The sequence below is a fragment of the Pseudomonas sp. GW821-FHT01E10 genome, from assembly GCF_059422365.1.
The window spans coordinates 40,678-52,542 of sequence record NZ_JBWKWT010000024.1 but is presented as its reverse complement, the minus strand read 5'-3'; the positions used below and the strand labels follow the sequence as shown (position 1 = coordinate 52,542).

At 59.6% G+C, this 11,865-nt stretch carries 10 protein-coding genes; 7 read left to right on the top strand and 3 right to left on the bottom strand.

Translation table 11 applies throughout. The features are described from left to right. Window positions 1–46: 46 nt before the first annotated feature. The 3 genes from thrC to AC07V0_RS26765 all read left to right on the top strand — a co-directional run bounded on the left by thrC (window position 47) and on the right by AC07V0_RS26765 (window position 3,454). A complete protein-coding gene (thrC, locus tag AC07V0_RS26775; protein WP_019651847.1) occupies window positions 47–1,456 on the top strand; it encodes a threonine synthase in 1,410 nt (469 codons plus the stop codon). A 133-nt stretch (window positions 1,457–1,589) separates the two neighbouring features. Beyond that, entirely contained in the window at window positions 1,590–2,963 is a 1,374-nt protein-coding gene (locus AC07V0_RS26770; RefSeq protein WP_495020062.1) for a transporter substrate-binding domain-containing protein, read from the top strand. Between the two features lie 203 nt (window positions 2,964–3,166). Further along, window positions 3,167–3,454 (top strand): DUF3509 domain-containing protein, encoded by a 288-nt coding sequence (locus AC07V0_RS26765; protein WP_019581629.1) that lies wholly within the window; start codon window positions 3,167–3,169, stop codon window positions 3,452–3,454. 171 nt (window positions 3,455–3,625) lie between these two features. On the opposite strand, the gene AC07V0_RS26760 is transcribed toward AC07V0_RS26765, so the two are convergent. Both AC07V0_RS26760 and AC07V0_RS26755 read right to left on the bottom strand, forming a co-directional pair. After that, a complete protein-coding gene (locus tag AC07V0_RS26760) occupies window positions 3,626–4,552 on the bottom strand; it encodes a TIGR02285 family protein (protein ID WP_495020061.1) in 927 nt (308 codons plus the stop codon). After that, on the bottom strand, window positions 4,533–5,732 hold the full coding sequence (locus tag AC07V0_RS26755; RefSeq protein ID WP_018926698.1) for a CaiB/BaiF CoA transferase family protein: 1,200 nt from the start codon (window positions 5,730–5,732) through the stop codon (window positions 4,533–4,535). The genes AC07V0_RS26760 and AC07V0_RS26755 overlap by 20 nt, the downstream gene beginning before the upstream one ends. A 149-nt stretch (window positions 5,733–5,881) precedes the next feature. Between AC07V0_RS26755 and AC07V0_RS26750 the strand changes: the two genes are divergently transcribed. The 3 genes from AC07V0_RS26750 (at window position 5,882) to AC07V0_RS26740 (ending at window position 9,537) form a co-directional block, all read left to right on the top strand. Continuing rightward, complete coding sequence (locus AC07V0_RS26750; RefSeq protein ID WP_007940622.1) at window positions 5,882–6,424, top strand: YaeQ family protein; 543 nt, start codon at window positions 5,882–5,884, stop codon at window positions 6,422–6,424. A gap of 67 nt (window positions 6,425–6,491) precedes the next feature. Continuing rightward, window positions 6,492–8,201, top strand: a complete 1,710-nt coding sequence (recJ, locus tag AC07V0_RS26745; protein WP_258613157.1) for a single-stranded-DNA-specific exonuclease RecJ — start codon at window positions 6,492–6,494, stop codon at window positions 8,199–8,201. A gap of 229 nt (window positions 8,202–8,430) precedes the next feature. Then, on the top strand, window positions 8,431–9,537 hold the full coding sequence (locus tag AC07V0_RS26740; protein ID WP_018926696.1) for an NADH:flavin oxidoreductase/NADH oxidase: 1,107 nt from the start codon (window positions 8,431–8,433) through the stop codon (window positions 9,535–9,537). Between the two features lie 103 nt (window positions 9,538–9,640). Here the strand turns inward: AC07V0_RS26740 and AC07V0_RS26735 are convergent, their stop codons facing one another. Next, the gene (locus tag AC07V0_RS26735) at window positions 9,641–11,266 is read right to left on the bottom strand and encodes a glucan biosynthesis protein D (protein WP_019581625.1); all 1,626 of its coding nucleotides are present in this window, start codon (window positions 11,264–11,266) and stop codon (window positions 9,641–9,643) included. Between the two features lie 410 nt (window positions 11,267–11,676). On the opposite strand from AC07V0_RS26735, the gene AC07V0_RS26730 reads away from it, so the two are divergent. After that, window positions 11,677–11,862, top strand: coding sequence for a hypothetical protein (locus AC07V0_RS26730; RefSeq protein ID WP_007940616.1), 186 nt, complete (start codon window positions 11,677–11,679; stop codon window positions 11,860–11,862). Window positions 11,863–11,865: the final 3 nt, after the last annotated feature.

The window sequence follows — 11,865 nt, the reverse complement described above, 5'->3', positions numbered from 1 at the left end:
CCGCACGCGGGCCCGGCATTGCGAACACTGTCCATTGGAGTCAGTCATGCGTTACATCAGTACCCGCGGCCAGGCACCGGCCCTGAATTTCGAAGACGTCCTGCTGGCCGGTCTAGCCACCGACGGCGGTCTGTACGTCCCGGAAAACCTGCCACGTTTCACTCAGGAAGAAATCGCTTCCTGGGCCGGCCTGCCGTATCACGAACTGGCCTTCCGGGTGATGCGCCCGTTCGTCACCGGCAGCATCCCCGATGCCGATTTCAAAAAGATTCTTGAAGAAACGTACGGCGTGTTTTCCCACAACGCCGTGGCGCCGTTGCGTCAGCTGAACAGCAACGAATGGGTGCTGGAGCTGTTCCACGGCCCGACCCTGGCGTTCAAGGACTTCGCCCTGCAACTGCTCGGTCGCCTGCTCGACTATGTGCTGGAAAAACGCGGTGAGCGCGTGGTGATCGTCGGCGCTACCTCCGGTGACACCGGTTCGGCGGCCATCGAAGGCTGCAAGCATTGCGAAAACGTCGACATCTTCATCCTGCATCCACACAACCGCGTGTCCGAAGTGCAGCGTCGCCAGATGACCACCATCTTCGGCGAGAACATCCATAACATCGCCATCGAAGGCAACTTCGATGACTGCCAGGAAATGGTCAAGGCGAGCTTCGCCGACCAGAGCTTCCTCAAGGGCACTCGCCTGGTAGCGGTGAACTCGATCAACTGGGCGCGGATCATGGCCCAGATCGTTTATTACTTCCACGCAGCCCTGCAACTGGGTGGCCCGGCGCGTTCGGTATCGTTCTCGGTGCCGACCGGCAACTTCGGCGATATCTTCGCCGGTTACCTGGCGCGCAACATGGGCCTGCCGATCAACCAGTTGATCGTCGCCACCAACCGCAACGACATCCTGCACCGCTTCATGAGCGGCAATCAGTACGTCAAGGAAACCCTGCACGCCACGCTGTCGCCGTCCATGGACATCATGGTCTCGTCGAACTTCGAACGCCTGCTGTTCGACCTGCACGGTCGCAACGGCGCGGCGATTGCCGGTTTGATGGACACCTTCAAGCAGGGCGGCGGTTTCAGCGTCGAGCAGGAACGCTGGACCGAGGCGCGCAAGCTGTTCGATTCGCTGGCCGTGGATGACGCCCAAACCTGCGAAACCATTGCCGAAGTCTTCGAGCAAACCGGCGAGCTGCTTGACCCGCACACCGCCATCGGCGTGAAGGCCGCGCGCGAATGCCGTCGCAGCCTGGATATCCCGATGGTGATCCTGGGCACGGCTCATCCGGTCAAATTCCCGGACGCGGTGGAAAAAGCTGGTGTAGGAAAAGCGCTCGAACTACCTGCACATCTTTCTGATTTGTTTGAGCGAGACGAGCGTTGCACCGTGTTGCCGAATGACCTGAAAGCCGTGCAGGCCTTTGTCAGTCAGCATGGCAACCGCGGCAAGCCACTGTAACCGGTAAAAGCTGTCACATTTTGAAGCCCGTCTCCTGACGGGCTTTCTCATTTCTGCATGCCACACTTGTCGGGTTTCGTAAATGAAGAGCCGCCCATGAAGGGCGGGCGAGACGATCACCAAGGAAGTGGCAATGCTGTTTTTTAGAGGGTTTAAACCAGCTGCGTGCTGGATATTTCTGGTCGGCACCATGAGCGTTGCTCAATGGGGGCTGGCGGCGCAATTGGCGGCTTATGAGCCCCGGGGGGCGGTCGCCGAGGCCGCTATCGGGCTAGACGCTCAGGAGCTGCAATGGATTGCGGAACATCCGACGGTCACGGTCGCGTCGGCGCAGTACCCGTTGTATCTGTTCAAGGATGAGCATGGACACTGGAGCGGGTTGAACAACGATGTGCTCAACCGCATCAGCGCCATGACAGGGCTGAAGTTCCTCCATGAAGAGACGTTTTCCACCGATCAATTGCTGGAGCGGCTGGAAAGCGGCGCGGCAGACATTAGCACCACACTGGCAATGAGTGAGGAGCGCAAGGAGTTCCTGGATTTCAGTCATGCGTTCGGTGGTGCGGGCTGGGTGTTCGTCGGGCGAGCGGGCGCGCCAGCGGTGCAATCCATGCAGCAGCTGTCGAAAAGAGTACTGGTGCTGCCAGCCCGGCATGCGCTGGAGGCGACCATTCGTCGCGACTATCCGTCCATCGAGCTGCGTTCGGTCAAAACCTACGCCGAGGCCAGGGCGCTGGTCGAAAGCGGCGAAGCCTACGCCACCATCGAGAACGAAACCGGGGCGCAGCTCTATCCGTCCGGGCAGCTCAAGGTGGGCGATACGGTGGAGGGTAAATGGGAGGCTGATCATCTGGCGCTACGCAAAGGGCAGCCGCAATTGTTGAGCATCCTCAACAAGGCGCTCGAAGCGTTTCCGCCTGCCGAGTTACGCGCGATTCGCTTGAAGTGGCTCGATGGCATTGTTCCTGTACAGACGCCTTCGACCTGGCAGCAAATAACCGAATGGGGCTGTTGGAGCGTTTTTTTCGCCAGTGTTTTTGCGCTGCTATCCCTGCTGTGGAACCGGCGACTCACGGTGTTGATCCAGCAACGTCGGGACGCGGAAAAAGATCTCAATGACCAGCTCGCCTTCCAGCATGCCTTGATAGACGCCATGCCCGATCCGATGTTCGTGCGTGATCTGGAAGGGCGCTTGATCATGTGCAACAAGAGTTATGAAGAGGGGTTGTCGACCCGTTTCGACCAGATTCAGGGGCGTCGACTGATCGAACTCGATGTCTTGCCCAAAGAAACCGCCGAGCAACTGCACGCCGAGTTCATGGCCCAGCTCGGTACGCGCAAGACCCGCTTCAGCGAACGTCAGTTGATGTTCAAGGACGGCGTCAGGGACATCTATCAGTGGACGGTGCCGTTTTACAGTGCCGACGGTCAATTGCGAGGACTGCTGGGCGGATGGACCGATCTGGCCAAGCGGAGACAAGGCAGGCGTAAAGCGCAATGCCTGTAGCAGCTGCTACAAGGAATGCGTCTCGGGTGAAAGGGTTTAAACGCGGCTGTTTTTTTACTGTCATCTTTTCCGGGCATGCTTTATCCACCAGAGGCGCCGGTGCGCCTGCCGTTGGAATCCAGAACTTTCTTCTCGGGCCTGGGGTCATTTACTGTGGATACGCCCCAGGCACTTTGTTTGCGGACTATTGAGTGGTGATCGAGATGGAAAGTATCAGTCTATTGCTCGGCGAGGCTCTGAGCCCGTACCAAGTCACGTTGACCCCATCGGGTGCCCATGGCGAATGCCTGGTGACGCTCAAGAGTGCGACCGGCGCTATCGTGGTCGAACGGCTGTTCAATCAGGCCCAGTTAACCGATAAACGTCTGCTGACGGATGTCGTCGACGGCTTGCACCGTGACGTGCTGATCGCTGAAGGACGCCTGGAGCCCTGTGTTATCGCGGCGTTGCGCAATGCTGCTCAGGACAAGCGCCTGGCCAGCCGAAATTGAAGTGTTTTTTGTGGGAACCTTCCTGCGCCAAGGTCAGTCAGACCATGTAACGGCAGGATCAAGCATTGTGCTCCGGTGCTTGTAGCTTGCTGCTACGGGTCTGTAATACAGGCCACGTTTAACCCCGAGTTGTCTCCCCACTTCTCGGGGTTTCTTTTTGCCTGCGATTTGTCATTGCGTGGCCTGATGCTCGAAAAAGGCCTTGGTTTCTTCCAGGTAATTCTTGCGTCTTTGCGGGTCGAGCCAGTCGGCATACAACGGGTCCAGGTGCTCGCGGGGCAGGGCGCGCAATAGTCGGTTGATTTCACTGATCGCCTGTCGACCCTGGGGCGTATTCGAGCAACCGATGTACACGGGCATGTAGTTGCCCGTGCCTTTGACCGGGTAGAACTCCAGTTGCTCATCGGCCAGGTTTTCCTGATGGGCCTGATAGCGGATTTCCGGCCAGTAACCCAATACCACCTGCAAACGCCCCAAGCGTTGCATCTGCAGCAGGCTGCCGAGGGCGTCATTGCCATAGTGGGGCGTCAGCGCGCCGGCTGGCGCCTGTTGCAGCAGTGTGTCGAGGAACTCACCGTAACGGCGCTCGGCGATCACACCGACTTTCTGTCGACCGCTGGCCAACAGGGCCGCCAGATCGACTGCACCGTTGGAAAGAAACGGCTCCAGCACCGACCGATCTTCACGTCGGATCACCAGCCCATTGCTGACCACCCGGAAGGCCGGAATGGAATACGTGATCCACTGTTCGCGCTCCCAGCTCCAGACCAGCGAGGGGTCGCAGGTAAAGGATTCTTCGTGAAGCATCTGCATGCCGCGGGCGCGATTGACCCGTATCAGGGTGTGTTCGTACTGCGGCATACCGGCGATCAGCAGGGGCATCAATTGGTCAATGACGCCCTGGCCTTTTTTCGGGCCTTCGAAGATCGTCAGTGGCGGCAGGTCGCGCAACAGCCAGAACAAATGCTCCTTAGGTTGCGCCAGGGCCGGGGATATCAGGCCCGACAACAGCCCGAGCGCCGCCAGCAGGCGCCCGATGCCGGCGTAATCGAGGACAGATGAAAGCAGGCGATTCAGCTTAGATGGCCCCGTCTTCACGCAGTCGTGCGATCTGTGCCGGGTCGTAGCCCAGATCGTGGAGGACTTGCGCATTGTGTTCACCCAACTGCGGCCCGACCCATTCCGAGGTGCCGGGTGTCTCGGAAAGCTTCGGTACGATGCCGGGCATCTTGAAGTCCTTGCCGTCGGGCAGCTTGGCTTGCAGGAACATTTCCCGGGCCAGGTATTGCGGATCGCTGAACATGTCTTCGGCGCTGAAGATCCGGCTGGCGGGAACGTCGGCCTGGTTCAATTGCTCGATCACCGCGTCCAGTGGCAGTGAGTTGACCCAGCGATCGATCACCCCGTAAATCTCGTCGCGACGGCTGTCACGCCCGTCGTTGCTGGCCAGCACTGGGTCGTTGGCCAGATCCTCGCGGCCGATGATCAGCATGAATCGCTTGAAGATCGCATCGCCGTTGGCGCCGATCTGCACGTGTTTGCCATCGGCGCTGGTGTGGATGGAGGAGGGTGTGATGCCCGGCATGATGTTGCCGGTGCGTTCGCGGATGAAGCCGAACACATCGAACTCCGGGACCATGCTTTCCATCATGGCGAAGATCGCTTCATACAGCGCCACGTCCACCACTTGCCCCAAACCGCCGTTGACCTCGCGATGACGCAAGGCCATCAGTGCGCCGATCACGCCCCAGAGCGCGGCAATCGAGTCGCCGATGGAAATCCCGGTGCGCACCGGCGGCCGGTCCTCGAACCCGGTGATGTAGCGCAGGCCGCCCATGGACTCACCGACCGCACCGAAGCCCGGCTGATCTTTCATGGGGCCGGTCTGGCCAAAGCCCGAGAGCCGCACCATCACCAGTTTCGGGTTCAGTGCGTGCAAGACTTCCCAGCCCAGGCCGAGCTTTTCCAGCACGCCGGGGCGAAAATTCTCGATCAGGATGTCCGCTTCACTGAGAAGCTGTTTCAGGATCGCCAGGCCATCGGGGTGTTTCAGGTTCAGGGTCAGGGATTTCTTGTTGCGCGCCTGAACGAACCACCACAGCGAGGTGCCTTCATACAACTTGCGCCATTTGCGCAACGGATCACCGCCGTCCGGTGACTCGATCTTGATCACTTCGGCGCCGAATTCGCCGCAAATACGCGAGGCAAACGGCCCGGCAATCAACGTACCCAATTCGATGACTTTCAGACCCGAGAGCGGTTTATTGGAGAACGGCATGCGAAATCCTGTAGGACAAAGGCTGAGCGAATACAGCGTTTTATCATAGGCCGACATCCATCGCCCAAAGTTGATTCGCCTTCAATTCGTTGATTGCCCTCTTGCATCGGTTAGACTTGCCGCCTTTCCCCGTATCAAGAAGCCCGTTCATGGCCCAGCCGTCCACGACCTACAAGTTTGAACTGAACCTCACCGACCTCGACCGCAGCGTCTACGAGAACGTGAAGCAGACCATCGCCCGTCACCCTTCGGAAACCGAAGAGCGCATGACCGTGCGGCTGCTGGCCTACGCCTTCTGGTACAACGAGCAGCTGTCCTTTGGCCGTGGTCTGTCAGACGTGGATGAACCGGCGCTGTGGGAAAAGAGCCTGGACGACCGTGTCCTGCACTGGATCGAAGTCGGCCAGCCAGACGCCGACCGCCTGACCTGGTGCTCGCGCCGCACCGAACGCACCAGCCTGCTGGCCTACGGCAGCCTGCGTGTCTGGGAAGGCAAAGTGATCCCGGCGATCAAGACCCTGAAAAACGTCAACATCGCCGCCGTGCCCCAGGAAGTGCTGGAAACCCTGGCCAAGGACATGCCGCGCGTTATCAAGTGGGACGTGATGATCAGCGAAGGAACGATTTTCGTCACCGACGACCGTGGTCAGCACGAAGTCCAGTTGCAATGGCTGGCCGGCGAACGGGGCTGATTATTCGCCGCTTGGCCGCGTACCCCCGGTTTTATCCTACGTATTCAAGAGAAGCACCTGTCACCCCATGCGCATCGAACCTCGCCTGTTGCCCGACACCCTGCCATTCCTCGGTGATATTCCACCGCTGCTGACCCGCCTTTATGCGGCTCGGGGCGTGCAGTCCGAGGCTGAACTGGACAAGAGCCTGGCGCGGCTGATTCCGTTCCAGCAGCTCAAGGGCATCGAGGCGGCGGTGGATTTGCTGGTAACGGCGCTGGAGCAGCGTCAGCGGATTCTGATCGTTGGCGACTTCGATGCCGATGGCGCGACGGCCAGTACCGTGGGCATGTTGGGGTTACGCCTGTTGGGCGCGGCGCATGTCGACTATCTGGTGCCAAACCGCTTCGAGTACGGCTACGGCCTGACCCCGGAAATCGTCGAAGTGGCGCTGACCCGCGAGCCGCAGTTGCTGATCACCGTGGACAATGGCATTTCCAGCGTCGAAGGCGTGGCAGCGGCGAAAAAGGCCGGACTCAAGGTGCTGGTCACCGATCACCACTTGCCCGGCGACGAGCTGCCGTTGGCCGATGCCATCGTCAATCCGAACCAGCCGGGTTGCGAGTTCCCGAGCAAAGCCCTGGCCGGTGTCGGGGTGATTTTCTATGTACTGATGGCCCTGCGTGCGCGTTTGCGCAGCCTGGGCTGGTACGAGAGCAAGGCGCAGCCGAACATTGGCGAATTGCTCGACCTGGTGGCGCTGGGCAGCGTCGCCGACGTGGTGCCGCTGGATGCCAACAACCGGATTCTGGTGCATCAGGGCCTGGAGCGAATTCGCGCCGGGCGTGCGCGGCCGGGGATCAAGGCGATCCTTGAAGTGGCCAAGCGTGATCATTCGCGCATCACCTCCACTGACCTGGGCTTTATCCTCGGCCCGCGTCTGAACGCGGCAGGGCGGCTGGATGACATGAGCCTGGGCATCGAGTGCCTGCTCACCGAAGACGCTGGCGCCGCCCGTGAAATGGCGGCTCAGCTGGATGGCATGAACCAGGACCGTAAATCCATCGAGCAGGGCATGCAGCGCGAGGCGCTGGCCCAACTCAAGGATCTGCCGGTGGAATCGATGCCGTTCGGCCTGTGCCTGTTCGATCCCGAGTGGCACCAGGGGGTGATCGGTATCCTCGCCTCGCGTATGAAAGAGCGCTATTTCCGTCCGACCATTGCCTTTGCCGATGCTGGCGATGGCCTGCTCAAGGGCTCGGGGCGTTCGGTTCAGGGCTTTCACATTCGCGATGCCTTGAGCGTGGTCGCGGCGCAACATCCGAACCTGATCAGCAAATACGGCGGCCACGCCATGGCGGCCGGCCTGACCTTGCCGGAAGCGAATTTTCCGTTGTTCGCGCAAGCCTTCGACGCCGAAGTGCGCAGGCAAATGCGCGAAGAAGACCTGACCGGGCGACTGCTGTCGGACGGCACCCTGGCGGTCGAGGAGTTTCACCTGGAACTGGCCCGCGCCCTGCGCCACGCCGGACCTTGGGGGCAACACTTTCCGGAGCCGTTGTTTCACGGGGTGTTCCAGTTGGTCGAGCAACGAGTCGTTGGCGAGCGGCACCTCAAAGTGGTGCTCAAGAGTGAATGCGGCTCGGTGAAGCTGGATGGCATCGCCTTCGGGATCGACCGGGATATCTGGCCGAATCCGACCATCAAGTGGGTCGAATTGGCCTACAAACTCGACCTCAACGAGTTTCGTGGGAACGAGACTGTACAGTTGATGATTGCCCACATCGAACCGCGATAATGTCTAACTGCTGTTGTGGTTTTGGTTTGACCTCAAATTGGCGGTGTTTCATTTCTTGAACCCTCCCTGATCCCGCGATGTCGACTAGGCTCTAAGCACTGCTTGATTATCCTTGTGACGTCTTGTCGAATTTTTTGCCCGCGGGGGCGGGTGCTGCACCTTTTTCCTGTCACTCGTCGACTATTCAAACAGAACCCTGGAGCCTGCCCACTGATTTGAGAGGTGCCCCATGAGTCTGCTGCTTGAACCCTATACCCTTCGTCAATTGACCCTGCTTAACCGCATCGCGGTGTCACCGATGTGCCAGTACTCCAGCGTCGATGGGCTGGCTAATGACTGGCATCTGGTCCATCTCGGCAGCCGCGCGATCGGCGGCGCAGGTCTGGTATTCACCGAAGCCACGGCGGTCACCGCCGATGGGCGTATCACCGCCCAGGACCTAGGTCTCTGGAATGATCAACAGATCGAACCCTTGCAACGTATTACGCGTTTCATTGCCGCTCAGGGCGCCGTTGCCGGCATCCAGCTGGCCCATGCCGGGCGCAAGGCCAGCACGCATCGGCCGTGGCTGGGCAAGCATGGCAGCGTCAAACCGGAAGATGGCGGCTGGATTCCGGTCGGCCCTTCGCCGATCGCTTTCGACCCCCAGCACACACCACCCAAGCAGCTTAATGAAAGTGAGATCGCCGAGGTCGTCCAGGCTTTCGTCGATTCGGCCAAACGGGCGTTGATCGCCGGTTTCAAAGTGGTCGAAGTGCACGCCGCCCATGGGTATCTGCTACATCAATTTCTTTCGCCCTTGAGCAATCAACGGCGCGATCAGTACGGTGGCTCATTCGAGAATCGTATTCGGCTGGTGCTGCAAGTCACCGAAGCGGTGCGGGCCGTGTGGCCTGAAGAGTTACCGGTGTTTGTGCGGGTATCGGCCACCGACTGGGTGGAGGATGGCTGGAACCCTGACGAAACCGTGGAGCTGGCACGACGCTTGAAAGATCTGGGTGTGGACCTGATCGACGTTTCGTCGGGCGGTACGGCGGTAAATGCCGAAATTCCTACAGGGCCCGGTTATCAGACCCGATTTGCTGAGCGGGTACGTAAAGAGTCGGGCATTGCCACCGGCACGGTAGGCATGATCACCGAGCCAGCCCAGGCCGAGCATATTCTGCGTACCTGTCAGGCCGACATCATCTTCCTCGCCCGGGAGTTGTTGCGTGATCCGTATTGGCCGCTGCATGCCGATGACGATCTGGGTGGGCACAAGGCGATCTGGCCGGCGCAGTACCAACGGGCCACCCATCGTGACCAGCCGATTCATGAATCGGATTTGCGTGACTGAAGGCCGCTGTAAAAACGAAAAGCCCCGGTCGGGTTGACCGGGGCTTTTTGATTTCTGGTTCGGGATATTGGGCGGTTGTTCGGCCCGGACCCCGTCTAATACCTCAGGTGTACTTGCGCTTATCAGGCGCCGGCGGGAAATACTGGTACAGCCAGGTTTCACTCAACGTGCGGTCATTGGTGCGAATGAACAACCGCAGCTCCACCGGCGCCACGCTGTCATTGGTCGGGTACCAGTCAAAGGTGATTCGGTAGCCCTTGATGTCATCGAGCACCAGCACGTTGAAATCCTTCACCTGACCGTTCGAGCAGGTCACCACCGGTTCGATCCCCGCGCCTTCGGGCAAGCGGTCCAACCCGCCGCCGGTGAAGTCCACGGCAAAGCGGCGTGCCCAGACTTCAGGATAATGCTCACCCGGTGCCCAGCCTTCGACAAAGCCGCCCATGCCCGAACGGGTCGCGTTGACCCGCGCCAGCGGCGTACCCGTCGGTGGCAGGGCGCTCCAATAGAGCTTGTAGCCGTAGTTCAGGGAGTCACCGGCGGCGACCGGTTTCTTCGGCGTCCAGAACGCGACGATGTTGTCCAGGGTTTCGCCGGTCGTAGGAATTTCCAGCAAATCGATAGAGCCTTCGCCCCACGCGGTTGTAGGTTCTACCCACAGGCTCGGGCGCTTGCTGTACCAGTCGACGGTGTCCTGATAACTGTCGAATTCATGGTCGGTCTGCACCAGGCCAAAGCCTTTCGGGTCGGTGTCGGCGAAGGCGTTGAATTGCAGGGTGGCCGGGTTGTTCAGCGGACGGCAGATCCACTCGCCGTTGCCACGCCACATGGCCAGGCGATCGGAGTCGTGGATTTGCGGGTGAATGGTGTCGCACATACGGCGTTCGTGGGTGCCGCAGCTGAACATGCTGGTCATCGGTGCGATGCCCAGTTGCTCGATGGCGGTGCGGGCATTGACGTGGGCGTCGACTTCCATCACCACGCGCTCGGCCTGGCAATCGATGTCAAAACGGTAGGCCCCGGTGGCGCTTGGCGAATCGAGCAGGGCGTACACCACGAATCGGGTGCTGTCCTTGTCCGGTGTCTCGAACCAGAACTTGGTGAAGTCCGGGAATTCTTCACGCTTCTTGGCGTAGGTGTCGATTGCCAGGCCGCGGGCCGACAAACCGTACTGGCCGGTGGCGTCTACCGCACGGAAATAGCTGGCGCCGAGGAACGACAGTACGTCGTGCTGATCCAGCTCCGGGGCCTTGAACAGCTTGAACCCGGAAAATCCCAGGTCGCCCTTGAGCTGCTGGGTATCGACGGTGGTTTTTTCATAATTGAACAGCGACGGGCGGAAATGCACCTCGCGCGCCAGTCGAGTCTTGGGATCGACGCTGTACATGCGCACCGGCTGCTTGAAACCCATGCCGACGTGGAAGAACTGCACGTCCAGCTGACCTTTCAGATCCTTCCACAGCGAGTGATTGCCGTCGTAGCGGATCGCGTTGAAGTTCTGCGGCGTCATGGTTGCCAGCGTCGGCGGCAGCACCTGTTTGGTGTCCTGATACGGCTTGCCGGCGAGCTGTTTGGCCTGGCTCTTCAGCGCTTCGAAGTCGAACGCCTGGGCGTCGCCATCGGCAGTGCCACTGCCGGCCCAGGCGTTTGCGGCCAGCAGGCCGGTGGCCGAGAGACCGGTGTAAGCCGCGATGGCCATGGACGCTTTGAGCAAATTCCTGCGATGCATAAGTACAACCTGTCGTGAACAATCCCGCGCCGTTCCTGGCACGTGCTGGATCAGAAATAGCGGTTCGGACATGCCTTGGCCAAACACAACGGACTGTAAAGAGATGCCAAATAGCTTAAACCGTTCGATTACAGAGCAAAAATGATTGATAGCACCGCGACAGCGCGGCAATGAAACAAGACATGTCAGGTAACGTTTCTCACAGCGTTTTCTGATTTATAGGGCATATCTGCTTTTTTCGACTAATTACTCTAAAAACCGCTTTTCAGCGCCGATTTAATTTCTATTCTATGGGCATGACCGGTTTCGGCCCTTCAGGCCGGTGGGTTCAGTGCACACAAGACGGCCGCTGAAAGTGATAGGGCGATGCGGTTTTGCAGTTTTCTTTGACGTATAGAAGGACATCGTCCATGTCGAAAGTACAAGGCATCACTGAAATGTTAGGACTCTTTCCCTGCCTGGCCACCGGGCGGCGAAGGCGTCGTCTCAGTTCGGAGGAGTTGAAGTTGGTGGAGCGCTATCGCGAGCTGTCGGAGAGTGACCGGATTGCGATGCGCTATCTGGTGGATGCGATGAGGAGTGTTTCGCGGTTTTGAGGT